The organism is Acinetobacter sp. CIP 53.82, from assembly GCF_000369465.1.
GTDB classification, from domain to species: Bacteria; Pseudomonadota; Gammaproteobacteria; order Pseudomonadales; family Moraxellaceae; genus Acinetobacter; species Acinetobacter indicus.
Genome location: NZ_KB850045.1, coordinates 590373 through 616333, shown reverse-complemented (window position 1 = coordinate 616333; position 25961 = coordinate 590373). Strand labels below are relative to the sequence as shown.

Here is a 25961-nt window from a genome sequence, read left to right as displayed (position 1 = left end):
GAGGATCATCCCCAAAATTAAAGCTGATGCTGAAGTCGCTTGTCCTGTATTAACCTTGTAAAGCCTGTTCAATATCCTGTTCCAATGCATCCGGCTTGGTGGTTGGTGCATAGCGATTCAGCACTTTGCCATCTTTACCAATTAAAAACTTGGTAAAGTTCCACTTGATGCCGTTGCCCAAAATGCCTTTGCTGTTATTGGTTAAATAACGGAAAATTGCGTGTGCTTCCGGGCCTTTGACATCGACCTTGGCAAACATGGGAAAGCTGACCCCATAATTTTTCTGGCAAAAGGCCCCGATCTGCTCATTGGAACCGGGGTCTTGGCCACCAAACTGGTTACAGGGAAAGCCGAGCACCTCAAAGCCTTGGGTCTTGTATTTTTCATACAGCTTTTCCAGTCCGGCAAACTGCGGGGTAAAACCGCATTTGCTGGCGGTATTCACCACCAATAAAACCTTGCCTTCATAATCGGCAAATGATTTATTTTTCCCATCTAACAACTCAGCCTCAAACTGATAAATGTTGGTCATGGATAGGTTTCCTCATCACTTTTTTCTTGTGTTTTTAGTTCTAATGACGCCGAGTTGACGCAATAGCGCAAGCCGGTCGGTTGCGGTCCATCATCAAAAACATGGCCCAAATGTGCATCACAATGATGACAGACAATTTCAGTACGCACCATGCCATGCGACTGATCGTTATGTTCTTCCACAACCCCCGGGGCAATTGGACGGTAGAAACTTGGCCAGCCACTGCCGCTGTCGTATTTGGTGTCGGAAGAAAATAAGGCTTCTCCACAGCAACGGCACACATACACCCCATCCTGTTTGCTGTTCCAGTATTTCCCTGTAAAGGCCGGTTCGGTTCCTTTTTGTCGTGTAATCCGAAACTCTTCTGGTGATAACTCTCTTTGCCATTCTCGGTCTGTTTTATTGAGTTTTCCCATCACTAACTCCTTTAAATCTTTGACATTCAATGTCATGCTTCAGTACTTCCATATTTACGCTAGAGCTTGCAAAATATCTAGCTAAATTTCAGTATAGATTGTGATAATTGCGTAATCTATTTTTTGCTAACAGAAACATATAATTGGATGGAATTATGTCCACAGGTAACACGACTCCTCGCGAAATTAAAAAATCCTCAAAACTCGAGCATGTATGCTACGACATTCGCGGACCTGTGTTACGAGCGGCCAATGAAATGGAAGAGGCCGGCCATAAAATTATTAAACTGAATATTGGTAACCCCGCCCCCTTCGGCTTTGAAGCCCCACAGGAAATTATTAACGATGTGGCGCTGAACCTGCCGAATGCAGTCGGTTATACCGACTCCAAAGGGATTTTCCCGGCACGTAAGGCTATTTGCCAGTATTATCAGCAAAAAGGCATTTTTGACCTGCACGTTAATGATGTCTATATCGGCAATGGTGTGTCTGAGCTAATCGTAATGGCCATGCAAGGCCTGCTGGATGATGGCGATGAAATGCTGATTCCAATGCCGGACTATCCACTATGGACGGCGGCGGTCAATCTATCGGGTGGTACGGCCATTCACTATAAATGTGATGAAGAAAATCACTGGTATCCAGATCTGGCCGATATGGAAAGCAAAATCACACCCAATACCCGCGGTATTGTGATTATTAACCCAAACAACCCGACCGGTGCGGTTTATCCACGTCATGTGCTGGAACAGATTGTCGCGCTGGCAAAAAAATATGATCTGATTTTATTTGCCGACGAAATTTACGACAAAATCGTGTATGACGGCATTGAGCATGTGTCGGTTGCAGCCCTTGCCGGTGATCAGCTGTGTATTTCATTCAACGGTTTATCTAAAGCCTACCGTATTGCCGGCTACCGTTCTGGCTGGATGGCCATTACTGGCGACCGTTCACGCGCAGCCGACTATATTGAAGGTCTGGACATGCTGGCCTCTATGCGTCTGTGTGCCAACCATCAGGCGCAATATGCGATTCAGACCGCGCTTGGTGGCTATCAGTCAATTAATGACCTGATCCGTCCGGGTGGCCGTCTGTATGAACAGCGCAATATTGCCTGGGAAATGCTGAACGAAATTCCGGGTGTGTCTTGCGTCAAGCCAGAAGGTGCGATGTACTGCTTCCCGAAACTGGACCCAAATGTCTACGCCATTGAAGATGATGAAAAACTGATGTTGGATTTCCTGAAAGCCGAAAAAGTGCTGCTGGTTCAAGGCACCGGCTTTAACTGGCCAACCCCAGATCATTTCCGAGTGGTGTTCCTGCCGGCTGAAAATGAATTGCGTGAAGCGCTTAGCCGTTTGGGCCGTTTCCTGGCAAAAATCCGCTAAGCTGAAATACAATAAAAAAGCCGTGATCAATTCACGGCTTTTTTGTGCAAACGGGAAAAATTAAAGTGATTTCAGCGGATTGCCGTATTGCTGTAAATAAGCCTGCCCCAGCGCTTCCGAACCTTTAAAACTGAGATGATCATCATCCTGATTTCGATACAGCGGCGTCCCCTCGACACTTAAATCACATTGCTTCGCATCACACAGCACCTTGGTCGGCTCCACTACAATCAGTTGTGGATACTGCTGCTGCAATTCATTCATCCACTGATAAATTGGTGCATTGCTCTGCTGGAATTCATCTGCCGACACCGCGCATTCACGCTCAATCCCCAGCCATTCACGGCGTAATGAACAATTGGCCTGATCCGGATCAATCACCGGAACATCCATCAGCATCACTACATACTCGCTGCTGGCCAGTGCACTATCCACCGCAGCCTGTAAACCGGCAAAATAACTGTCTAAATGATTCGCGGCCTGACTGCCCTCTTCTGCGCTCGGATGCAGATCATGCCCGGCATCCAGATACTGGCTAAAGGCGGCTGACATCACCACAAATTGATAATGATGCTGTTTTAAATGCGCCTCAATTGCATCATTGCGGGCTTGAAAGGCAGTCACTTCATGCTCACCACGGCCACGCTGGACACCGGGTAAATAAATAGTGGTGTCCTGAGTGCTGTCATAACCGCGCAGTCCGGCATCTTTGGCCCAGACATCCAGCAGTCCGGTATAACTGTTGGCATGTGAGTCACCAATCAGCATAAAATCAATCTGCGGTTTTTCCACACCCAGCACACAGTCTTGCGGATTGGCCAGCGTTCCAGGATTGGGAAAGCTGTGACATTTCTGCCGGATGCCATGCGCAAACGAATTTAAGGCTGCCATCTGGTTTTGCACTTGCGGACTTAGCCGCTCCGGAAAACCCTGATGCTGACTGACCAGCTGCGCCACGCCAATAAAACAGAGCGCCGGCGCCACAAAACCGCTCAGAATGACCTTGTAATTGGCAGCCATCACAAAACCTTTGCTCGGCTGTTCAATATAACGATAAGTCAGATAGGCCAGCGCGATACTGAGCAGCACCATGGCCAGCTGATAACCGGCATTAACCGGCAGCATATAGATACTGAACAGCACGATCACCGGCCAGTGCCATAAATATAAAGGATAGGAAATTTTGCCCATCCAGAGGCTAAAACGGTTGGTCAGTACCACATTCTGCGACTGCACGCTCTGGCCGATATAAATAATCAAGGCCGTTGCCAGACATGGAATCAGCGCCATTGCGCCCGGAAAGGGTGTGGCATGATCCAACCACATTGCCGTGCCTAACAACAGCGCCAGACAACTCCAGACCAGCGTTTGCGCCAGCCATTTTGACCATTTTATTTGTGGCAAAAAGCAGATCAGTGCACCCAAGAGCAGTTCAAAGGCGCGGACCGGCATACTGTAATAGGCTTTCTCGGCATTCACGCTCAACTGCTGCTGCGCATACAGCAACGACATGAGAATAAAAGATCCGACCATCAGCAGACCCCATTGCCGGTTACTTCTTTTCATAAAGCACAGCAGAATCAGCGGCCAGAAAATATAGAACTGCTCTTCAACGCCCAACGACCATAAATGCAGCAGCGGCACTTCATTGACACTCTGACTGAAGTAATCACCGACTTCACGCTGCATATAAATATTGGCCATCAGAAACGTGGCATAAAAGACACTGTCGAAATAACGACTCAGCTCATCGGGCAGCATCACCTGCCAGGCCACCAGACTCACCACACTGAGTACAGTAAAATAGGCCGGTGCCAAACGCACCACCCGCTTTTTATAAAAGCGACCAATTGAGAAAGTTTGGTTCTGGATTTCTTTGCTTAAAATCAAGGTAATTAAATAGCCCGAAATCACAAAGAAAATATCGACGCCAATATAACCACCGGGGAAAATAGACAGGCCAATATGATTAAAAATCACCAACAGGACGGCAATCGCTCTTAAACCGTCAATATCGGCGCGATAGGCAAAACTCATGAACGTGCAGGGGAAAATTGAAACGTGGCTTATTGTAGACCTTTTCAGTCAAAGATCAATTTTGGATACACAGCGACGACAACATCGCTTTCAGGCTATACTGGGCATTATATTATGTGGGGGTAAGGGATGAGCAACTATAAAGTGCATCTGCTGGATATTCAGAACCAGTTACAGAATTATATTTGGCTGCTGGAACATACTACATCCAGAGATGTGATTGTGGTCGACCCCACCGAAGCCGAACCGGTGGAACAGTATTGCCGTGAGCATGGTTTAAATTTAAGCCAGATCTGGCTGACCCACTGGCATAAAGACCATATTGGGGGTGTGCCGGAGCTGCTGCAATCCCGCAATATTCCAGTGTATGGACCACGCGAAGAGCTGAGTAAAATTCCGTTTATCACCCACCCTTTGCAGCATGAAGCCCATTTTAAATTTCATGATCTGCAGGTGGATGTACTGGCGGTTCCCGGCCATACCCTGGGGCATATTGTGTATTTTATGGATGCCATCGATACCCTGTTTTGCGGTGATACCCTGTTTGCGATGGGCTGCGGCCGGGTTTTTGAAGGCACCTTTGAGCAGATGTATCACTCTTTAAACCGTCTGGCGGCATTACCAGCGCGCACCCAAGTGTACTGCACCCACGAATATACCCTGTCCAATGCCAAATTTGCCCTGCATGTTGAACCGGATAATCTGGCGCTACAACAGCGTTATCAGCAGGTGGAAGATTTACGCCTGCTAAATCAGCCGACCTTGCCAAGTACCATTGAACTGGAACTGCAGACCAATCCTTTTTTACGGGTGGACAGCGTCGAAGAATTCCAAAAATTACGTGAAATGAAAGATAATTTTTAAAGCGGTTTAACCGGTTTATAACAGCTGGTGACTGGCCGCATACGCATCCAGCTCGGTCTGTGTCACCACACGTACCGCATTCATTTCATCAATGCGTACCAGCAGTAAGCCGCCCAACGCTGGTTGATAACGACGCGCACTGCCAAATGGAGTGTAGGCCACCTGCGATTGTTCGGTAAAGACCAGCCAGTCTTCATGGCCTAGCATTACCGCCACCGGGGTTTGGCCCTGTTGCTGCATCTGTTGAATGGTCTGCTGTACGTCAGCTTCAATGGTATTTGGCGTCATCTTACTCACTCCTGTGGCTGTACTTTATGATACCCGATCTCCAGGCCCGCTATGGCTTAAAATAAAGCCATCAATCACTCAGCGTATGCAAATTATAGCCGGCAGATCGCTACAACTTTTTATCTCGCGCCAGGCCGAGGTTGTAAGAAATACTTAAAGATGTGTTGTCATCAATATTTAACAAATTATTTCAAGCCGGCTTAAATAGCCCATAGATAATGTTGAAAATTTAGAATAAAAATACATCAAATATATCAATCAATTAATTTAAAATTTGCTTAAAATTCTGCTGATTTATTCATCAATACACGTTTTTTAGGCGCTCAAATTCTGGATTTTTTGCTGCAAAAATCATCAATCTCAATATTTTTTGACACATTCTTGAATTTTGCCCTTTAAAAAATCTTGATATAACCATATCTATACTTTATTGAAGATAAGGGAGTACGCTCGTGAAAAAAGTGGTAAAAGCTAAAAATTTAATTGCCTTTCGTATTTGGTTAGAAAAACTGGGATATTCAGTCAAAAATTTAGCCGATGGCCGTGGTTTTACCTTTAGTTTTAAAAAAGAATATGGTCTGGTCACGGGTGAACTGGCCGGCAATGCACTGGCGGTACAACTCGGTGAAGAATTTGAGGACCACTTAAAAGCCTGAATTCGTTTACGCACTCTTTGATCGAGAAAAATAAAGTGTTCTCATAACTTGAGCCCGTTGAACCGTCTGTTCTGCGGGCTTTTCTTTGGGCGAGATAAAGGCCTGACAAAATAACAGGCAATAAAAAAGCAGGACATCTGCCCTGCTTTTTCAGAATTTGGTGGGGATGAAGAGACTCGAACTCTTACACCTTGCGGCGCTGCGACCTGAACACAGTGCGTCTACCAATTCCGCCACATCCCCATATAAAGATGCCAATTTTTTTAAGAAATACTCAAGCTGGCCGGTTCAACAAAAAAGCGAGGATTTTGACCTTGCTAATTTTAAGTGGTGGGGGCGGAGAGACTCGAACTCTCACGCCTCGCAGCGCTGGAACCTAAATCCAGTGCGTCTACCAATTTCGCCACGCCCCCATACCGGGTACCAACTTAATGCTGGATTTCTCAAAATTCTGGCAGAGGATCAAGGATTCGAACCTTGACGAACGGTTTTGGAGACCGTCATGCTACCATTACACCAATCCTCTGTTACCTAAAATCAAGCTCACTTGATATTTAAGTGGTGGGGGCGGAGAGACTCGAACTCTCACGCCTCGCAGCGCTGGAACCTAAATCCAGTGCGTCTACCAATTTCGCCACGCCCCCGATGGCTGTGTATATTATAGAGATCACTTCCCAATGACAAGCCCTTTTTATGAAAAAGCCACTTGTTTGTTTAAATAAAAAACAAAAGCCTCTATTTTGGTTTTTTCTTAAGCATTTTCAGTGCTTAACAGCGTTTTTAAGGCAAAAAAACTGACTTCTCTCTGGCTTTTTTGTTTGTTGAGCATCACCTCAAGCAAGTCTTGAAAGCCCAAATACGCTGCGGGTAACTCAATTTTAAGCTGCTGACAATGCAAATAGGCCCAATCCTGATAGCTTTTGGCCTGTAAACGGCGCTGAGTCAGCCATTCATAGATAATAATCCCCAATGCATAGAGATCACTGGCCAGCGTTTTGGCTTCACCATGAAATAATTCAGGTGCCATATAGCGTGGTGTGGCGGTCATATTGGACATTAGCGGATCATCTATGGCCTGCAACTGTTCAAAATCAATCAGTTTGACCTGCCCTGTCCATTCGCGCCAATGTTCGACTTTTAAATCTGCATGTAGATAGCCCAACCGTGTTAGCTGTTCCAGACTATCCAGTACCTGTAGCAAGCGTGTTTGAATCTGGCTTTGGCTAAATTGTGAGGGGGCTAAAGCAAAAAACGCCGGCGCATTCGGCACAATCAGATAATCCTGAAAGCTCTCCTGCTGGATGCGTAGGATTTCGGTATTTTGCGCACAATAGAAAGGTAGCAGAAAATCCGGTGCATCTGCCTGCTGAAACTGGCGATAGAAATCCAGCTCTCGGCAAAAACCTGCGCTCAGTTGCGGATGCGCATCCCTCTGCTGGGCTTTCAACCAGTATACAGATTGCCCTTGTTGAAACTGAAACAGACGCCGCCCCATCTTGAAGCTTTGCGGCTTGGTTTTTAACTCAAAACAATAGTGTTCAAGTTCAGCCGGACTAAACGGCAATAAATTCGGATTTGGCGTGTTCAACGGGGTTCTGCTGATATTCTAAAAGTTCCAGACAATGCTGAATGGTTTTACCCACGCGGGCATGGGTTTCAATCATGGAGATTTTTGGCCAGGTGGCGCGTTCACCTTCGCGTTGTAACAATCGGAACAGGTGTGGACGCGGGTTTTGTAACATATAGCTATAATGACGCCAGCCATATTTGCCAACAATATTCACATCACCATAATAACGCTGATCGACAATGCCATGGCCATGATCGAGCAGACGACGCACCGCCGGCACACCACCGACACGTTCACGGGTAAAGTCCATAATCCCCTTACTAATCACTTTGCCCTGGCGGCGCACAATGCGCTCCGGCCAGCTCAGCATATCTTTACGGAAACGCTCGGCATCGGTTTGCATAAACGGCACCACATGCGGATTGACCTGACTGGCAATGGTGTAATTCACATTATACAAACGCGCCATTTTTTCCTGCGGGAAATCACTACGCACACTGCCATCTACCCAGCGGGTTCTGCCCATATAGGGCGTATGTTCCCCATCCTGCCGTTTACTGGTCAAACGCACCGGCGGAAACAGCACCGGTACCGCACAGGAAGCCAAAGCCGCACTCCAGACCAGCAAATCTGGCGAGGTATAACTGTTCATGATGCGTGCTTCCTGTGATGCATCATAAGGCGCAACTGCAATATTGATATGCAGCCCGGACACCTTAAAGGCTTCTTCAAAGGTGACATCACCGAGGTTGGTGAGCAGGAATTTTTTTAGATAGCGCACATCGGCAATACCGCCATTGCCCTTTAAAATGTCTTCCCAGCGGCGAAAATGAAAAGCTTCGGTAAAGAACGATTCGCCATTTAAAATGTGCATCATCTCCGATGGTTTAGAAATGCCAAGCATGGCGGTCATAATCGCCCCGGCACTGGAGCCAGATAGCACTTGCGGCATCAGGTCACGCTCGAGCAGCGCCTTGCACACACCGGTGTGGAACAGGCCCAAGGTTGCCCCGCCTGAAAACATAATCGCCGGCTGGCCATAAGCCACCTGACAGTTTTTAAAAAATTCTATTTTTTCCTGGGTACTGAGCAAATGGCATTCTTTGGATGCAATAAAGGCCAGACTGTTGCTGACTTCTTCAATATAATCTTCAATAATTTTTTTGGTGCCGACATAGGTCGCGGTAAACAGCATCGGATGGGCAATATTGGCCACATCATAGGTCAGGCCTTCACGCAGAATATACATCAGATCGCTGGTTCGCTCTGCCAGGCGGTAACGGCGTAATAAATTCAGACGATGGGCAATAATTTCAGCATCAAAATACGGCGAGGTGTTGTCATACTTCCATTCCTGCGCCCCCGATTCTTCATCTATTTTTAGTGCCAGATTTTTCCATTCTTCGTAACTCTCGGCATGTTCTATTTTTCGTTTTAATTTTTTGATCCGATAGGCCTGATGAGGATTAATGTCCTGGCTAAACTCTTTAAACAACATAGCTTCCCTCTGCGCTTCGCTGAATAGGCGCTGATCTGTCGATGTCTCCTAACTATGCAGAAATTTCAGACATTCTTCAATTGCATAATTCATGTTTTCATTGCTAAATCATTTCGCCTTGGTATACAGTCGTTTGTGCACCCGATAATCTTTTGACCTAGACCGAAAAGCTGAATAATCATGGCGCATATTGATTTACCCGATAATATTCTCACCTCGCTTGCAACCATTTTACAGCAGCTCCAGCAACATTTGCCTGAACTCAAGCAAGCCACCGATTTTTCTGCATCGGCCTTTAAATGGCAGGATCAACAGTTAAAAGCCATTTACCAGCCACGAAAAATCTATCTGGAAGATTTAAAAGGCATTGAAAAACAAAAAGAAAAAGTAATTCAAAATACCTTGCAGTTTTTAAAAGGCTTACCGGCCAATGATGTACTGCTTACCGGTTCACGTGGTACCGGAAAATCTTCCATTGTGCGTGCCCTGCTAACCGAGTATGAAGCACAAGGGTTACGGTTAATTGAAATTGAACGTGATGATTTATCGGATTTGCCTGAAATTCAGAAGCTGATTGCAGATCGGCCGGAAAAATTTATTGTCTATTGTGATGATCTGGCCTTTAACGCCGAAGATGAAAATTATCGTTCTTTAAAAAGCGTGCTAGATGGTTCATTACAGTCCGGTTCAAGTAATTTTGTGATTTATGCCACCAGTAACCGCCGGCATTTATTACCTGAGTTTATGCATGAAAATACACCGGTAACACGGGTAGATGTGCCGCAATATACCGAGCTGCATCCACAGGAAGCGATTGAGGAAAAAATTTCGCTGTCCGATCGTTTCGGGATGTGGCTGTCGTTTTATCCAATGGATCAGAATCTGTATTTAGAAATTGTCGAGCATTATCTGCAAAAGGCGGAGATGGAGCTCACCGCTGAAGCGCGTGCCGAAGCTTTACGCTGGTGTCAGGCACGTGGGCAGCGTTCTGGTCGTGCCGCTTATCAGTTCTCGAAGCACTGGATTGGGTCTGCGCAGTTAAAGCAACTTTAAGTTGCCTATATTGCTCTGCCAGACAGAAATAGCGATTATGGATTGAAAATCCTCATCTACAATCTGTTCGCTCATGTTGAAAAGCCCAACCTTGTGAGATTGGGCTTTCTATCTTAAGGATTAATCGCTTTTTCTTTTTTAAATTGTGAAATGATCGTATTCATTTCAGGTTCAAATAATTCAATATACCGATCAGATAACCCGCGGCTTGAAGATGGATGTGGTAAACCTATAATTTGACAGTTTTCAAACTCACAAAAATATATTTTAAATTTTCTTCCTGAAAACTCTTTCTTTTGCTTCACTACAAAACTATCTGGAATTTCTGTACCCACAATTTCTTCAAAACGGGCTTTAACTATAGGATTTCTTAAAAGATGTATCAGCTGACTTCCCATAAACAGGATAATCTTAGGTTTTAAGGTACTGATATGATTTATAAAATTATTGACCTGTTCTTCGCCCAACAGATGCGAGTAATTCGCTAATTGATGATTGCAGGTATTGGCCCAATTGGTCTGTATAATGGACTTATCAAAATCCTGACCATATTCATTACTATCTAGCGGATGCCCCCATAAAGCAAACCACCGTTTAATTCTATTATCATAGGGCCATGATAAAGCACCCTGCCCATATCTCGGAACTTTGTTACTAAAGGTACAAGCGATATTAAAATCAACTGGCTTTGCGTCCTGTGACTGCTCCTGATCTTTCTTAGAGTTACCCCATTCATAACCGCATATCATCTAACCCTGCTGATCATTCCAACCTTCAAATATCCCATTACCCAAATTTAAATCTTTATATCTGACTGATTTCATTTTAACTCAATAAAAAATTATTAAATTCATTGCATTATAAGCATTAAAAAAGAGGCTTTCGCCACTGCTGTCCCATAGTTTGCTTTAAATAAAAAAACCTGAGTCCTAACAGTTAAAATATGAGTGCAAACAAACACTTTAACGACCAGGATTCAGGTTTTGTCACATCAGAATACCGTATTTCATGAGCTAATTAAACCTGTTGTGCGACAGGATTTTGAACAACTTGCTAAAGTACACCATGTTGGACAGAAATTTAGAGCGGCTTCCCGGTGGGATCAGTTTATTGCCATATTGATGTCTCAATTCTCTTGTAGGCAAAGTCTGAGAGATATTCAATCCAATTTGGAGTGCCAACAGGAAAAGCTGAGTCATCTCGGAGCAAAGTCTATTCCCCGAAGCACGCTGGCACGAATCAATGAGCAGCAGCCTGCTGCCTTGTATCAACAGCTAATTTACAAGTTGCTTAAATACTATGAACACTCAAAAGTAGCTCATAAATTTCGCTTTAAGAATCCCTTGTATTCCTTGGATGCCAGTCATATTGACCTGTCGCTTTCCTTATGTGAATGGGCCAAAGTTCACGACTCAAAAGCCAGCATGAAACTCAGTATAGGATTGAATCACAGCAATGATATTCCTGAGTTTGTTGCAGTTGAAAATGGCAAAGAAAATGACATGGTACAAGGCCGCAAATTCCAGTTTCCTGCTGGCAGCATTGTAGTTTTTGATAAAGGCTATGTCGATTACCAATGGTATGCAAATCTGACTGCTCAAAACATTGGATTTGTCACACGTTTTAGGCCTAAATCTGTGTATCAGGTGATCCAGCAACATCCAGTGCTTGAATCCAAAGGTATTCTAAAAGATGAAACCATTCAGCTGAATAGCGCACATGCCCTAAAAAGAAAAGCCCCAGTGTTAAGAAGAATTGAATATAGAGATCAGCAAAGTGGCAAGCACTTTAGCTTTCTCAGCAATAACTTTCATTTAGCCGCCTCCACCATTGCGGCGATTTATAAAGATCGTTGGAAAGTTGAGCTGTTCTTTAAGGCGATTAAGCAGAATCTCAAATTAAAAGCGTTTCTAGGCCGCAGCAGGAACGCAATTCAGACACAAATCTGGATTGCGATGATCGCCTATTTATTGGTGAGTTTCGCTCGACATTTAGGAAAAACAGGTTGGACAGTTCAACGTTTACTCAGAATAATTCAAGTGAATTTGTTTGAAAGAAGAACTTTAAAAGCTTTATTTTCACCCGATAAAATACCTATAAAACAAGAGGAAGCTCAAATGAGCTTCCTCTTGTGAAAAATTGTGGGACAGCAATGAGGCTTTCGCCTCTTTTACATGCTCTTTTATACTTGCTCTGGATTGGTCAATTCCGTCATCGGCCAGCGCGGAGTCGTGGTCACAGACAAACCATCCTGCTGCCCTGCTTTTAAACGCTGATAACCGGCAAAGGCAATCATGGCGCCGTTATCGGTACACAGTGCAGGCTCTGCATAATAAACAGTAGCCTTAATCTTGGCTAAATCAGCTTCCAGACGTTCACGCAAGCGCTTGTTAGCACTCACGCCACCAGCAATCACCAGACGTTTTAAACCGGTCTGTTTTAATGCTTTCACCGATTTTTTTACCAAAGTATCTACAATCGCTTCCTGGAAACTGGCGGCAATATCGGCATCACGGTTTTCATCACCGAGTTTCTTCATCTGCACCGAAACGGCAGTTTTTAAACCACTAAAGGAAAAGGTTAAATCCTGATGCAGCATCGGACGCGGGAAAGCAAAAGCATTCGGATCACCCTGCTCGGCCAGTTTGGCAATATTCGGCCCACCCGGATACGGCAAGCCCATCATCTTGGCCACTTTATCAAAAGCTTCACCGGCCGCATCGTCAATTGACTCACCCAGCAGTTCATACTGACCAATGCCATACGCGGCCATCAGCTGTGAATGCCCCCCTGAAACCAGAAGTGCAACAAATGGAAATTCAGGCGGCGTTGCAGACAATAACGGTGCCAGCATATGCCCTTCCATATGATGCACGCCAATCGCAGGTTTATTTAAGGCAAATGCCAAGGTACGGCCAAATAGAGCCCCGGTCATCAAGGCGCCCATCAGGCCCGGACCGCGGGTATAGGCCACGGCATCAATATCCGATTTTTTCACACCGCTTTGCTCAAGCAGTTCGTTCATTAATGGAATCAGTTTACGCACATGGTCCCGTGAGGCCAGTTCTGGCACCACGCCGCCATATTCGGCATGCAGTTTGATCTGGCTATACAGCACCTGTCCGCGTAAACCCAACTCACTGTCGTACAGCGCGAGTCCTGTTTCATCACACGATGTTTCTAAGCCTAAAACGATCATTAAACTGCCTATAACCTGTATCAAATTTATTGCGGGAACTATTATAGACTTGTGATATGAGATGTAAATGAGTAAAATACTGACCTTCACTTGTGATCGAGGGCAATTCGGCCCCAGATCTTATCCATAACTTAATGAGGATTCTTCATGCCACAAGTTAAATTGAAAGAAGGCGAACCAGTAGACGTAGCTATCCGTCGTTTCAAACGTTCTTGCGAAAAAGCAGGTGTTTTAGCTGACGTACGTAAGCGTGAATTCTACGAAAAACCAACTCAAGAACGTAAGCGCAAAAAAGCTGCTGCTGTTAAACGCTACCAAAAGAAATTGGCGCGTGAATCAGTACGTACTACTCGCCTTTACTAAGATTAATTTGTGATTGACTGCCTGGATTAAAACATGACTACTTTAAAAAGCCAGATTACTGACGTTTTGAAAGCGACAATGCGCGCTAAAGAAATGGACAAGTTAACGGTCATTCGTAGTCTACAGGCGGCAATTAAGCAAATCGAAGTCGATGAGCGCAAAGAGCTTGACGATGCTCAGGTTCTTGCGGTCATTGAAAAGCAAATTAAACAACGTAAAGAATCGGTTAAAGCCTTTGAAGGTGCTGGCCGAGAAGATTTAGCTAGTAAGGAACAAGCCGAAATTGAGGTGTTATCTCAGTTTCTACCAGAAGCTATGACTGAGGAAGAACTTGATTCCATCATTGCGCAAACGATTGCAGCGCAAGAAGCTACTAGCATGAAAGATATGGGTAAGGTGATGAATTCTCTGCGTCCGCTCATAGCCGGGCGCGCCGATCCTGCACAAGTATCTGCCAAAATTAAAGCCAAATTAAGCTAATTCAAGTCAGGCATACGCCTCACTTCCTCCCCGAACAGCATCAACAGCTGTATCAGTTTATTTTCCCGAAAATAAAAAAACTGCCTAAAGTTTTAAGCAGTTCTTGAGTCACTTCTATCAGTGTGCACAATTGACCTGATATTTTTTCAGCATCTGCATTTCTTTAGATGAATACACCTGCTGGGCCACATCCTGCTTGGTCATGTGGCGATATTGCGGATCCAGATAGGCACGGTTTTCATCTGCAGCGCTATACAGCTGATCAATATAATTCTGCACAATGCCACAAAACTGCTGTTGCTGCGCCGGACTAAAACCCGATTGCTGCGGATTCAAGCCCTTTAAAAACTGCCGGGTCTGCTGCTTATAACTCTGGTTAATCTGCTCAACCGCCAGTACATACTGCTCCACACTCGCTGCCTGGACCACAGACAGACTCCCCCAGAGCAATATGCCCATCCATAATTTTTTCATCGCGTTATTTAAAATCATTATTTAGCCAAGAGCCAGAATTCTAGCATTTTAAACCCCATGCCTTACAGAGGTTTCCAGCAGACTGACTTGCAAAAACTGCGGTTTTCGATGCGCAAAAGCCTGTTCGGTCGGCGCCGGCACATAGCCTTCAGTCACCGTTCCCAAACGCAAACGCAGAATCCCTGGTAAATCTAAACGATAAGAATAAATCGGGCTACCACATTCCTGACAAAACACCCGCGCCTTATTCGGACTGTGAAAATATTCTTTTAAATATTGCTGTCCGCGTACAATTTGAAATTTGGATTGATCAATCGGGCTATTCCAGCCCAGCATGGCCCCCTGCGCACGCTGGCAATGCTGGCAAAAACATAAAATGGTCTTTTCCAGCTCGGCCTGATAATGGTAATACACCAGCCCGCATAAACATTGTCCCTGTAACATCATTGTTCTCCTTATTGTTATTATGATTTTTCATGCTGTTAAATTTTGAGCTGTCGTTCCCGCTGCATTTCTGTGGTACGTGTTTTCAGTTTGGCAGTCATGGCCTGATTGTCTTTGGCCAGACGCTGGGCATGCAGCAAGGATTTAATTGCCTCTTCCTCCCATCCGGACCAGTATTGCAGTTCTGCACGATAACGCAATACATTCACCGTGCGTAATGGCGAACTACGATCAATATTGGCGGCCTGCTGCATCAAACGCCAGGCACTTAAATCACGCTCGTTCCTGTTCAGGAACTTTTGCACCAGTGCCTGTGCTTCAGCCGGCTGATTCTGCCGGATCAGCACTTCAGCCAGCTTGTAATTCAAGGCCCGGTTCTCCGGCATAATCCGCGCAGGCGAACTGATGACTTTATAAGCCTCACTCAGCTTATTCTGCCCTAAATAGATGTCAGTTTGAATTAAGCTAATAAGATGATGTAAACGGCGATGATTTTTGGCCTGGTCCAGCGTTTGCTGTGCCAAGGCATAATCTCCCTGCCGGGTATAAAAGGCCGCTAAAGCCAGTTGTGCAGCAAAGTTATTGCGGCTGGCCAGCACCTGCAATTGCTGCTCTGTCGCCTGATTGGATACCACCAAGGTGTACTGTTTTAAAATATCAAATTCTTCATCACGTAATGATGATTTCACCCGTGGCAACTGGTTGGCACGTAAACGCGCTTCACTCATCCGTTCTGTGGTTAGTGGATGGGTAAACCAGAAATCTGGCAGGAAACTGACCCGGCTGGTGGCACGGTGCATTACCTCAAAAAAATCAGCCATGCTTTGCGGGTTATAACCGGCGGTATACATATATTGCATGCCAATCCGGTCGGCTTCACGTTCCTGATTACGGCTATAGGTCAGCTGCTTATCCATTAATGCAGCCTGTGAACCCATCATTACGGCAGCACCGGCATCACCATCGGCCTGGGATGCCACCAATGCACCCACCAGCACACCTGCTAGTGCCAGCAGACCCTGTCCCTTAAAAGCTTCCTGTGAACGGCTATAATGACGCTGGGTCACGTGGGCAATTTCATGCGCCATCACCCCTGCCACTTCATCCATATTACGCGCAGAAGTCACCAGACCGGTATTTAAGGCAAATAGACCGCCTGGCACGGCAAAGGCATTAATTTGCGGATCATTAATAATGAGCAGACCAATGGGCTGGCCCATTTGGGTCTGGCTGAGCAGATGCGAGAAGACCGAGAACAGCTGGTCTTCCAGCCACGGATTTTGCGCCACCGGCATTTGACGCTGCACTTCACGATAGACTTTTTCACCAATCATGCGTTCTTTTTGCTGATCGATCAGCCCCACCCCTGCGCCAATTTCTGGCACATTAAATTGTGGTGAAGTGGTGAAGTTTGCCCCATGTGTCGAAGTGAATGCTGTAAGCAGGCCTAAACTACCTGCTAAAAACAACCGTTTCAAATTGCCGTTCTCAAATTATCTGCTCGTGTCTTGAATATAGCATTCAATATCGAAGAAATATGCAACGAAGTGTTAGGAAGTTTTACGCAAATCCGCCATTCACCGCGTAGCCCGGCTGCCGGCCTTCCAGCACATCCACCAGATTTTTATAGGCCAGCCAGGCCATTTTTTTACGGGTTTCTGCCGTCGCCGAACCAATATGCGGCAAGGTCACCACATTGTCCAGATTAAAGAGCTCCGAACTTTGCAGCGGTTCTTTTTCATAGACATCCAGACCGGCCGCAAAAATTTTCTGCTGTTTCAGCGCTTCAATTAAGGCCTGTTCATTGACCACGGAACCACGGGCAATATTCACAAATACCGCATGCTTTTGCATCAGCTCAAATTCACGCGCACCAATTAAAGCGGTCGAGTCGGCGTTTAAATCCACCGCGACCACTACATAGTCCGACTGTTGTAGCAGCTCATCCAGACTGCGATATTGCGCATTTAAGGGTTGTGCCTGCGCCAGATTTTCGCGGCGGTTATGGTACAGAATATTCATGTGAAAGCCATAGCGCCCACGACGGGCAATGGCCGCACCAATATTCCCCAGACCAATAATCCCTAAAGTTTTACCATGAATATCCTGACCGAACTGGGCCGGGCCAACGGTACGTTTCCATTCGCCCTGTTTGGTCCAGCGATCCAGATAGGCCAGCTGACGCGCGGCTCCCATTAACAGACTAAAAGCTAAATCAGCAGTGGTTTCGGTTAACACATGCGGTGTATGGCACAGATAAATCTTTTGCTCCGTCAGATAGTCCACATCATAATTGTCATAACCGACACTGATACTGGAAACCACTTTAAGACGGCGCGCACCCGTCAGGTTAGAGGCATTGAGCAAACGCCCCGCACCAATCATGCCATCAGCATCTTGGACATGAGTACGAATCTGCTCATTAACATCACCCAGTTTCGGGCTAATTTCTACCACGTCATACTGCTGTTTCAGCTGGCTTAAAACGTCCTGATCAACCTGACTAAATGCGATAACTTTTTGTTTCATTCCTGATCCGTCATGTGTTTTTTATCTTGCATAGCCTGCCATAGCTGTTTTTTCAATAGGGGCTGTTCTAGCATCTCGGCCAAAGCGGGCAACGCTGTAGCTTGCGTTAACTGTAAATGAGGCAATTGCCCCAGCACAATGATCTTTTTCTCCAGTGCAATCGCATCTAGAAAACCTTGCACATACACCGAGACCGCCCGGCCATCTTGCAGCTCAGGCAAAGCAAAGGGCCAATTCAGCTCAAAAAATTCTGCCTGTGCCGCACGCTGGATATTACGCCATAACTGTTGCTGCGACTCATTGATGTGGGTGGCATCCAGCACAATCGTATATTGTTTTGTAGCAATGGCTTGTAAATGGAATGCATCAATCTGTAAGGCAGGCTGCACTTCAACCAGAGCCGCAGGCGTGACAGGTTCTGCCGGGCTTTCGACTGGATTCTCTTGCGGAGAGACTTGTGGTTCCGCAACAGGCTGTCTGAATTGTAAGGCAATATCTTGAGGTACTGTCGCCGCGACAGCTGCCGGCATGACAATTTCAGTCAGCAGTTCTGCCGGGGCCTGATCTCGCCATAAGGAAGATGTGGGCAAATTTTGAGATGCAGCGTCCCGGGGAATCCATATATCAATTCCCAAACTTGCCAAAATCTCACGTTGATGCCCAATCATCTGCTATCGTCACTTATGTCCATAGGGCTATTCTAGCCGGATTAGTCCGGTTTTGCTGTGCTTTCTGCATCCAGTCATATTAAAGCTGCTCAATGAGGATGACTCGATCCGCCTACCGCACTCAGAAATAGAGTGCTTAGATAATCATTAAACTGTTTTTCTTCTGCATACGCTCGACCATTTCTTCGGTGGCAAAGCCTAAACGCCAGTACAGCAGCTCCAGTACATCCAGCTCATCCTGAGTGATAATCCGGTCATTCCACAAACAGGCTTCAGCAATACCCAGAATACTTAAACGGTCACGCAACAACAGCCCGGCCATATCATTCAGAATTTCTGCCAGATCAATTGGCTCATCAGAAATTTCTTCATACAGCGACATCTCATACGGTGTCAGCACGCGCTGTAAAATTTTTTCCCGTACTTCCAGCTGGTTGCCGCTATTGATCTGCTGGACATGCAATAAGGCATCAATTAAACGCACAATTTGCGGTTTAACTTCATCCAACGCCGTCGGGGTATGCAGCGGCAGCAGGTTCAACTCAGATTTGACCCGCTCCAGCAGCAAGGCATCTAACAGGCCAATTTCCCCATCTTCCTGAATAATTTTGGCCAGCTTGGTCAAGAACTGCCGCCCGATACTGGCCGGCATGCCGCCAATATTCTGGCAGGCTTCCAGAAAAATGGAGATATGCACCCGACCATCCAGATTTAACAAGGCATCGACAATGGCACGGCTGACTTCTACTTCAGGCGGAATAAATTCGCGGTATTGGCGAATCATTAAAATCGCCATCATCACTTCCCGCGAACCAGTGGCCGTCTGCAAGGCACGCTGGATCAGTTCCGGACGCGGCATATTACGGCGGATTTCCGGTTTCAGCGGCTTGATTGCATCTTTAATGGCAAAGCTAATCGGGGATAATCGCAATAAAGGCAAAGGTTGCGGCGAACTCCACGGCGCATAATATTCACCGTTGACCTCTTCCAGTGAACGAAACAGACCAAACCAGGGCTGACTGCGCAGCTTTTTTAAATTTTCCAGTTGTAGATCCTGCACCAGTGCCGGATTTAACTCATAAATCCGCGCATCAATACTCGGATGGATATTCAACCAGCTTTGCGGACTCAGCGAGTTGGCAAAACACATATGCGCAATTGATTCCGAATATTCACTGTGAATTTGCGAACCGGCATGGTGCACATAAATCCTGAGCAGGGTTTGAATATTGGCATTGTTCTGGATTAAACGTTTGGTTTTCAGGTCGTTTTTAAAGGTACGCCCGCTCAGGTTTAAATATTTAATAAAACGGGTAATCAGCATGCCTAAGCTGCCAATCAGCCAGATCATGCCGCCCAGTGCAACAAAAGGCGTGGCAGGTGCATAAGCGGTGTTGTAATACTGCTTGCCAAAGCCGAGTTTGGCCACTTTACTGCCCCACTGGCTAAACGTGGTCAGGCTGCTGTAGAGAATTTTCAGCTTGGTATTTTCCGCAGTTTCACCACTTAAAATTTGATGAAACTCATGACTGAGCAAGCCATACAGTTCCTGCTCATCCAGGTTTTGCAAGGCGCCCCAGGTCAGAATAATCGCAATATCGCGTGGATAAAAACCGGCGGTCAGTGCATTTACCCCGACCTCATCCGGCAGGACATACAGCGCCGGCGTATCAATCGCGAAGGTATCGGCCAGCTGTTCGGTAATTTTTAAGGCAACACTTTCTTCCGGCGTGCTTTCAATCAGGCTTAAACGACGTGCACACAGCTGCTTGGCCAGTGAGTGGCCGCCAGAACGGAAAATATATAATTCAATGGCAATGGAAATGCCCATTAAAGACAGCAGTACCGCGACCAGATAAGGACTTAAGCTATGCCAGTAAATGGACTGCGAAGCATCAATATAATGCACCAGCAAACCCAGTACAGTATTTAAAATAAAAATGGTCAGGATGACCGCAAGCAGACACAGGCTTGCAGACCACATCATATTCTTGTTTTTAATAAAGTAGTAACCTACATCTTTCAATGTAAATTTCCTTAAATTACATTGTCTTTAGGCGACATCATAAATGAAAAAAGCGGGAATTTCCCGCTTTTCCTGCCAGTTTTACAAGAATTATTCTTCTTTCAAACCGGTCAAATCTACCGATGCAGCATCAATATTCACATCGATATAATTGTCTTTTTTCTTTTTAGCTGTATCGCTGCGTTTTTGCTGAAGATTATCCAGATAGGCTTCATCAATACCGCCTGCGACATAAACCCCATCAAACACCGAGCAATCGAAATCATTCACTTCTGGCACTTTATGGGTACGTACTGCAGCTTTCAAATCTTCCAGATCCTGGAAAATCAGACGGTCAGCACCAATAATTTCACGAATTTCTTCGACGCTACGGCTAGAGGCGATCAACTCAGATTTAGCCGGCATATCAATACCATACACGTTTGGATATTTCACCATCGGTGCCGCTGAAGCGAAGAATACGCGTTTGGCACCAGCGTCACGTGCCATCTGGATAATTTCGTTACAGGTGGTACCACGCACAATCGAGTCATCTACCAGTAACACATTCTTGCCTTTAAATTCCAGCTCAACCGGGTTCAGCTTTTGACGTACCGATTTTTTACGCTGCTGCTGACCTGGCATAATGAAGGTACGACCGATATAACGGTTTTTCATAAAGCCTTCACGGAATTTAACACCTAAGGTGTTGGCCAGTTCCAAGGCCGAAGTACGCGAAGTATCTGGAATTGGAATCACGACATCAATATCGTGTTCCTCACCCCATTCACGCAGGATTTTTTGCGCCAGCTTCTCACCCATTTTTAAACGGGCTTTGTATACCGAAATACCATCAATGGTCGCATCTGGACGCGCGAAATACACATATTCAAAAATACATGGATGATATTCAGATTGCGCCGCACACTGCTGGGTAAACATCTGGCCGTTAGAGTCAATGAAGATGGCTTCACCCGGTGCCAGGTCACGCTCGACTTTAAAGCCCAGTGCCGTAATTGCCACCGATTCAGAGGCAATGATGTATTCCATGCCTTCATCGGTTTCACGCGAACCGTAAATTAACGGACGAATCCCATGCGGGTCACGGAAGCCCACAATCCCTTGACCGGTCACCATGGCCACCACGCCATAAGCTCCTTTACAACGCTCATGCACACGCGTTACCGCATGGAAGATATCTTCTGCTGCCGGCTCCAGCTTGCCGCGTTTTTGTAATTCATGGGCAAAAACGTTTAACAGTACTTCTGAATCTGAATCGGTATTCATGTGACGTAAATCAGTCTTGAACAGGTCTTCATGAATTTCTTCGGCATTGGTCAGATTACCGTTATGCGCCAGCGTAATACCGTACGGCGAGTTCACATAAAACGGCTGCGCTTCTGCACTGCTAGATGAACCTGCCGTCGGATAACGCACATGACCAATCCCGTAGTTGCCCAGCAAGGCACGCATGTGACGGGTATGGAATACATCACGCACCATGCCGTTGTCTTTACGCAAGAACAAGCGACCTTCATGGCAAGTGACAATCCCAGCTGCATCTTGTCCCCGATGTTGTAACATCGTTAATGCATCAAACAACATTTGGTTAACAGGTGATTTACCAGCTATACCAACTACTCCACACATAGCAACCTCGCAGACCAGCTAGGATTAATAAAAAGGATTATTCGTTGACTCATCTGCGCCCTTTCGTTCAGGTTCAGATGAAGAACCAGAAGATTTCGGAGCATCTTCTGATTTGATGTGCTGTAAAGCCTCATTGGCGGCATCTTTGGACATTTGTGTGGCCCAAGGCGCATAAGGTAAAAGGGTTTGAATAAATTTGGACTGTTTCCAGTGCGGCGAACTTTCGACCCACGGCCCAATGCCCTGAATGGTAATTAGCACAATCAGCAGACCTTTGAGGGTACCAAACGCACCACCGGCTAAACGATTTAATGGACCCAGTTTCAGCGATTTCAAGATGCGGTTTAATAATGCGCTCACCATCCAGGTCAGCACCACAATCACCAACACAATAAAAGCAAAGGCCGCAATTTTCTGAACCACCGGATCAGCACTGAGAGCGGTCATTGAAGGCGCTAGAACGGAAGCATATTTTGCCGCCACAATCAGGGCAAAAATCCAACCGACCAAGTTCGCAAAGGCTTTAATAAATCCTTGACGCAAACCGTTAAGCCCTCCAATGAGCAGAATAATCAGTATAAAGATATCGATGGCGTTCATGACTTTAAAGTGCGTCTACACAATCTTTCACAAGTTCCGGGCCAGTATAGACCAAACCGCTATACACTTGTACCAAAGTTGCACCGGCATTGCGTTTCGCAACTGCCTGCTCACCCGAAAGAATACCACCAACACCAATTAAAGGAATTTTGCCCTCTAAAGTTTTGGCAAAGGCTGCCAGACACGCGGTACTCTTTTCAAATACTGGCGCACCCGATAAACCACCTGCTTCATCGCCATGTGGCAAATTCTCTACCCCTTCACGAGACAAGGTGGTATTGGTCACAATTAAACCATCAATTTTAAATTGCAGTAATTGCTGGGCAATAAATTCAATATCGGATGGTTCTAAATCTGGCGCAACTTTCAGCACCAACGGTACATAATGCTGATGCTCTTCGGCCAACGCCAACTGACGCTGTTTCAAGGTTTGCAACAGCTCGGTCAGGGCATCGCCGCTTTGCAGACTACGCAAATTCTTGGTGTTTGGTGATGAGATATTGACCGTAATATAAGAGGCGTAATTATAAACTTTTTCTAAACAGATCAGATAATCATCAACCGCTTTTTCTACCGGGGTATCGGCATTTTTACCAATATTAATCCCCAGTACGCCTTTAAACTTGGCGGCCTTGACGTTTTCAATCAGCTTGTCAACACCATCATTATTAAAGCCCATGCGGTTAATAATGGCTTTGGCCTGCGGTAAACGGAACAGACGCGGATGTGGATTACCGGCTTGTGGACGCGGGGTGATGGTACCAATTTCAATAAAACCAAAACCTAGAGCGGCCAGTGCATCAATATAGGCACCATTTTTGTCCAGGCCTGCAGCCAGACCTACCGGATTCGGGAATTCAATACCCATACAGGTGACCGGTTTTGCTGCCACCTGCTGACGCATCAGGCCCATTTTATGACCTGATTTTAATAAAGATAATGTGAGCTCATGTGCACGCTCCGGTGCCAAAGAAAACAACAAAGGGCGGGCAAGAGAATACAACATATCGGCAAAAGTCTACGGCTTTTTAAGTCGGCCTATTATAGGCCCAGATTGTTGAAAACACCATGCTTGACCATTGTTTATTTTTACCGGTTATTGCACTGTCGCCGTTAATTTAATCTGCCCGGCTTCGGAAATTAATTCCATTTTTTCAATGCTTAATCCCATTTGTGCCAGCTGGGTCAGGAAATTGGCCAGCACTGAATATTGTGCATGACTGCTTACAATTTGAATTTTTTCACCCGACTGCTGCGATGCAACCGATAAACCCTGCTGCTGTGCCACGCGCTGTACTTTTTCCAGACTGCTGAGCTGTACATCCCCGGCCGGCTTCATGGTCACGGCGTTGCTTTGCATCCACACCACCAGATCTTTTAAGGTATTGAGCCGTTTTTGCTGCTGATCTGCCGCGCCGTGCATATACCACAGCGCCGATCCGATGGCGGCTACCAGTACAAAAATACCGGTAAAAATCACCATGATCCGTTCACGCACACTGAGCGTATCTAGATAGTCATTTAATTTTTCCAGCGACTGATCCCAACGCTGCTGAATTTTTTCTACTGCTTTCATTATTGTACTTTCACCAGTCCGATTGCGCCGTTGGCGGCCGGTTGAATATTACCTAGCTCGACTTTAAAGCCCAGCTGGTTTAATTGCTGGGTCAATGCCTGCAAGCTGGCTGCAGAGCTGGCCTGTAATTCCATATTCAGACTGGACAGATCATAATTGACCCGTCTGGCCACAATCTGATTCTGCATCAATACCGGCCCGATCCGACTGAGCAGCTGTAAGGCCTGGGTATCGGCAGTCTGGCTTTGTTTTAACTGATATTCAAACTGGCTTTTAATATTTTGCTCGGTGACCGGATAGTTTTGCCCAAACCAGTATTTAAACTGGTCAATCGCCTGCACCGCGGTCTGATTCGCAACTTTTTTATACTGATACCAGCGCGTGGCATCATAACTGAACTGCACCACCAGAATCCCCAAAAACACCGCAGCACAGGCTTTCCAGTAACCCGAAATGCCCGATTCACTTTTGGCTTTGGGTAAAATATTAAAAGGATGCTGTTTGACTTTTTTCAGCACCGGCACTTCATAATGGAAAGAGCTTAACTGCTCATGCGTGCTGATAGCCTCAATACTGTGCATCTGTTCGGCGGTAAAATTACTGATCTGATAACGCTGTTCAGGCGCCTGATAATCCAGAAATAAAGCCAGATCATCGACCGAGCTGCCCAGATATTCATTTTCACGTACCAGCAACCGGCCACAGACATTGGCCAGCACAATATGATCAGGCTCAGGCACTGGCAGCAATAAAAAGTCTGGCAATAAGGCCGTGACTTTGACCGGCAATAGCGCCAAAGCATGTTGCAAGGTTTCGACATGGCTTTGCGCCACACCAAGTAAAGTCAGGCGGTCCGGCTGCTGAAAATGATGCAGCACTTTCATGGCATCAATTGGCAATATCACAAATTCTTCTAGCAGGAATTTAATTCCGTCTGGCCCCAGCTGCTTGTATTGGGCCTTGCTCATCTGCTGTTGCAGCATCTGTATATCCCGGCTCGGAAAATACACCACTGCTTCTTCACCCTGATGAAGCTGTATCGCCTGAATCAGGTCTTCCAGGGTATTGGCCTGAACCCAGTACTCCCCGCTCGACCATTGCCAAACCCCATTGGCTTCCGGCATCCATATTTGCAACATTGTTATTGTACTGCCATGAAATAAAGTGTGTTGTTATGCGTCTGGAATAAAACTTTTTATTTGTGTCGATAAACCTGCAGCAATAACCGCCTGCTCATAAATACGCGCTTCTGCCAGCGCATAAGGATGGAAAGATTCCCCAGTTAACTGCTCTGCAATATGTGCCACCACATTCATATGACACACCACGGCAATTGATTCATAAGGCAAATGCGATAACCACTCAACAGCCTGAGTCGCATCATCATCCGGTTTAATGGTATTGCAGATCACCACAGGCACATCTTTAAAATAGGTCTGGATATGCGCCAGCGTTTCCTGGGCACGTAACAGCGGACTAACCACAAACACATCCGGACGGATCAGATCTTTTAAATACTCTGCCGTTTGCTGTGCCTGGGTATGCCCACGTTCGGTCAGGGGACGTTTAATATCATTACCATGCACGGGTGGTGAAGCTTCACCATGACGCACTAGGGTCAATTGCATATACATTTCCTTATTTCATTTTGTCCGTATTATAAGCAGTAAA

The 25961-nt window shown here is 46.0% G+C and carries 27 protein-coding genes and 4 tRNA genes; 7 read left to right on the top strand and 24 right to left on the bottom strand.

From position 1 onward, the window contains the following. Positions 1 to 49: 49 nt before the first annotated feature. Together F905_RS03475 and msrB are read right to left on the bottom strand one after the other, a co-directional pair. Entirely contained in the window at positions 50 to 532 is a 483-nt protein-coding gene (locus tag F905_RS03475) for a glutathione peroxidase (RefSeq protein ID WP_005177178.1), read from the bottom strand. Next, positions 529 to 948 (bottom strand): peptide-methionine (R)-S-oxide reductase MsrB, encoded by a 420-nt coding sequence (gene msrB, locus F905_RS03470; RefSeq protein WP_005177175.1) that lies wholly within the window; start codon positions 946 to 948, stop codon positions 529 to 531. Before msrB ends, F905_RS03475 begins: the two co-directional genes overlap by 4 nt. Before the next feature lie 155 nt (positions 949 to 1103). Here msrB and F905_RS03465 point away from each other — a divergent pair, with 155 nt between their 5' ends. Then, positions 1104 to 2336, top strand: coding sequence for a pyridoxal phosphate-dependent aminotransferase (locus tag F905_RS03465; RefSeq protein WP_005177173.1), 1233 nt, complete (start codon positions 1104 to 1106; stop codon positions 2334 to 2336). A 60-nt stretch (positions 2337 to 2396) separates the two neighbouring features. Here the strand turns inward: F905_RS03465 and F905_RS03460 are convergent, their stop codons facing one another. After that, positions 2397 to 4373 (bottom strand): acyltransferase family protein, encoded by a 1977-nt coding sequence (locus tag F905_RS03460; RefSeq protein ID WP_005177170.1) that lies wholly within the window; start codon positions 4371 to 4373, stop codon positions 2397 to 2399. A 129-nt stretch (positions 4374 to 4502) separates the two neighbouring features. Between F905_RS03460 and gloB the strand changes: the two genes are divergently transcribed. After that, positions 4503 to 5237 carry a hydroxyacylglutathione hydrolase gene (gloB, locus tag F905_RS03455; RefSeq protein ID WP_005177169.1) on the top strand — a complete coding sequence of 245 codons (735 nt, stop codon included), beginning with the start codon at positions 4503 to 4505 and terminating at the stop codon, positions 5235 to 5237. A gap of 15 nt (positions 5238 to 5252) precedes the next feature. On the opposite strand, the gene F905_RS03450 is transcribed toward gloB, so the two are convergent. Continuing rightward, a complete protein-coding gene (locus F905_RS03450) occupies positions 5253 to 5525 on the bottom strand; it encodes a hypothetical protein (protein ID WP_005177167.1) in 273 nt (90 codons plus the stop codon). A gap of 452 nt (positions 5526 to 5977) precedes the next feature. On the opposite strand from F905_RS03450, the gene F905_RS03445 reads away from it, so the two are divergent. Continuing rightward, positions 5978 to 6181 (top strand): hypothetical protein, encoded by a 204-nt coding sequence (locus F905_RS03445; protein ID WP_005177162.1) that lies wholly within the window; start codon positions 5978 to 5980, stop codon positions 6179 to 6181. Positions 6182 to 6339: 158 nt separating this feature from the next. On the opposite strand, the gene F905_RS03440 is transcribed toward F905_RS03445, so the two are convergent. The 6 genes from F905_RS03440 to F905_RS03415 form a co-directional block, all read right to left on the bottom strand. Next, positions 6340 to 6424: transfer RNA gene (locus F905_RS03440), tRNA-Leu, on the bottom strand. An 85-nt stretch (positions 6425 to 6509) separates the two neighbouring features. Then, positions 6510 to 6594, bottom strand: a tRNA-Leu gene (locus F905_RS03435). Positions 6595 to 6633: 39 nt separating this feature from the next. After that, positions 6634 to 6707: transfer RNA gene (locus F905_RS03430), tRNA-Trp, on the bottom strand. Positions 6708 to 6740: 33 nt separating this feature from the next. Further along, a tRNA-Leu gene (locus tag F905_RS03425) sits at positions 6741 to 6825 on the bottom strand. 107 nt (positions 6826 to 6932) lie between these two features. Further along, a complete protein-coding gene (locus tag F905_RS03420; RefSeq protein WP_005177160.1) occupies positions 6933 to 7769 on the bottom strand; it encodes a protein kinase domain-containing protein in 837 nt (278 codons plus the stop codon). Then, complete coding sequence (locus F905_RS03415) at positions 7735 to 9249, bottom strand: DUF3336 domain-containing protein (RefSeq protein ID WP_005177157.1); 1515 nt, start codon at positions 9247 to 9249, stop codon at positions 7735 to 7737. Before F905_RS03415 ends, F905_RS03420 begins: the two co-directional genes overlap by 35 nt. Before the next feature lie 180 nt (positions 9250 to 9429). Between F905_RS03415 and F905_RS03410 the strand changes: the two genes are divergently transcribed. Continuing rightward, on the top strand, positions 9430 to 10302 hold the full coding sequence (locus F905_RS03410) for an ATP-binding protein (protein WP_005177155.1): 873 nt from the start codon (positions 9430 to 9432) through the stop codon (positions 10300 to 10302). A 113-nt stretch (positions 10303 to 10415) separates the two neighbouring features. Here the strand turns inward: F905_RS03410 and F905_RS03405 are convergent, their stop codons facing one another. Beyond that, positions 10416 to 11051 (bottom strand): hypothetical protein, encoded by a 636-nt coding sequence (locus tag F905_RS03405; RefSeq protein ID WP_005177153.1) that lies wholly within the window; start codon positions 11049 to 11051, stop codon positions 10416 to 10418. Positions 11052 to 11285: 234 nt separating this feature from the next. Between F905_RS03405 and F905_RS03400 the strand changes: the two genes are divergently transcribed. Next, complete coding sequence (locus tag F905_RS03400; RefSeq protein ID WP_005177151.1) at positions 11286 to 12437, top strand: IS4-like element ISAbe18 family transposase; 1152 nt, start codon at positions 11286 to 11288, stop codon at positions 12435 to 12437. A gap of 47 nt (positions 12438 to 12484) precedes the next feature. Here the strand turns inward: F905_RS03400 and tsaD are convergent, their stop codons facing one another. Continuing rightward, positions 12485 to 13501 (bottom strand): tRNA (adenosine(37)-N6)-threonylcarbamoyltransferase complex transferase subunit TsaD, encoded by a 1017-nt coding sequence (tsaD, locus tag F905_RS03395; protein ID WP_005177148.1) that lies wholly within the window; start codon positions 13499 to 13501, stop codon positions 12485 to 12487. Between the two features lie 147 nt (positions 13502 to 13648). On the opposite strand from tsaD, the gene rpsU reads away from it, so the two are divergent. Together rpsU and F905_RS03385 are read left to right on the top strand one after the other, a co-directional pair. Further along, positions 13649 to 13864 carry a 30S ribosomal protein S21 gene (gene rpsU / locus F905_RS03390; RefSeq protein WP_001136722.1) on the top strand — a complete coding sequence of 72 codons (216 nt, stop codon included), beginning with the start codon at positions 13649 to 13651 and terminating at the stop codon, positions 13862 to 13864. Between the two features lie 33 nt (positions 13865 to 13897). Then, on the top strand, positions 13898 to 14344 hold the full coding sequence (locus tag F905_RS03385) for a GatB/YqeY domain-containing protein (RefSeq protein ID WP_005177146.1): 447 nt from the start codon (positions 13898 to 13900) through the stop codon (positions 14342 to 14344). Positions 14345 to 14461: 117 nt separating this feature from the next. On the opposite strand, the gene F905_RS03380 is transcribed toward F905_RS03385, so the two are convergent. The 12 genes from F905_RS03380 to F905_RS03325 all read right to left on the bottom strand — a co-directional run bounded on the left by F905_RS03380 (position 14462) and on the right by F905_RS03325 (position 25918). After that, a complete protein-coding gene (locus F905_RS03380; protein ID WP_034597653.1) occupies positions 14462 to 14818 on the bottom strand; it encodes a hypothetical protein in 357 nt (118 codons plus the stop codon). A gap of 48 nt (positions 14819 to 14866) precedes the next feature. Further along, positions 14867 to 15262, bottom strand: a complete 396-nt coding sequence (locus F905_RS03375; RefSeq protein ID WP_005177142.1) for a GFA family protein — start codon at positions 15260 to 15262, stop codon at positions 14867 to 14869. A gap of 38 nt (positions 15263 to 15300) precedes the next feature. Then, the gene (locus F905_RS03370) at positions 15301 to 16740 is read right to left on the bottom strand and encodes a M48 family metalloprotease (RefSeq protein WP_005177138.1); all 1440 of its coding nucleotides are present in this window, start codon (positions 16738 to 16740) and stop codon (positions 15301 to 15303) included. Positions 16741 to 16822: 82 nt separating this feature from the next. Beyond that, positions 16823 to 17791, bottom strand: a complete 969-nt coding sequence (locus tag F905_RS03365) for a 2-hydroxyacid dehydrogenase (protein WP_005177136.1) — start codon at positions 17789 to 17791, stop codon at positions 16823 to 16825. Then, the gene (locus F905_RS03360) at positions 17788 to 18459 is read right to left on the bottom strand and encodes a hypothetical protein (protein ID WP_005177134.1); all 672 of its coding nucleotides are present in this window, start codon (positions 18457 to 18459) and stop codon (positions 17788 to 17790) included. The genes F905_RS03365 and F905_RS03360 overlap by 4 nt, the downstream gene beginning before the upstream one ends. Before the next feature lie 136 nt (positions 18460 to 18595). After that, on the bottom strand, positions 18596 to 20485 hold the full coding sequence (locus tag F905_RS03355) for a M48 family metallopeptidase (protein WP_005177130.1): 1890 nt from the start codon (positions 20483 to 20485) through the stop codon (positions 18596 to 18598). A gap of 90 nt (positions 20486 to 20575) precedes the next feature. Next, positions 20576 to 22114 (bottom strand): amidophosphoribosyltransferase, encoded by a 1539-nt coding sequence (purF, locus tag F905_RS03350; protein ID WP_005177128.1) that lies wholly within the window; start codon positions 22112 to 22114, stop codon positions 20576 to 20578. A gap of 24 nt (positions 22115 to 22138) precedes the next feature. After that, positions 22139 to 22714, bottom strand: coding sequence for a CvpA family protein (locus F905_RS03345; RefSeq protein WP_005177127.1), 576 nt, complete (start codon positions 22712 to 22714; stop codon positions 22139 to 22141). A gap of 4 nt (positions 22715 to 22718) precedes the next feature. Continuing rightward, positions 22719 to 23720 (bottom strand): quinone-dependent dihydroorotate dehydrogenase, encoded by a 1002-nt coding sequence (locus F905_RS03340; RefSeq protein WP_016658357.1) that lies wholly within the window; start codon positions 23718 to 23720, stop codon positions 22719 to 22721. A gap of 90 nt (positions 23721 to 23810) precedes the next feature. Further along, the gene (gene gspM, locus F905_RS03335; protein ID WP_005177121.1) at positions 23811 to 24290 is read right to left on the bottom strand and encodes a type II secretion system protein GspM; all 480 of its coding nucleotides are present in this window, start codon (positions 24288 to 24290) and stop codon (positions 23811 to 23813) included. Continuing rightward, a complete protein-coding gene (gspL, locus tag F905_RS03330; protein ID WP_034597481.1) occupies positions 24290 to 25429 on the bottom strand; it encodes a type II secretion system protein GspL in 1140 nt (379 codons plus the stop codon). Before gspL ends, gspM begins: the two co-directional genes overlap by 1 nt. 33 nt (positions 25430 to 25462) lie before the next feature. Then, entirely contained in the window at positions 25463 to 25918 is a 456-nt protein-coding gene (locus F905_RS03325; RefSeq protein WP_005177115.1) for a SixA phosphatase family protein, read from the bottom strand. Positions 25919 to 25961: the final 43 nt, after the last annotated feature.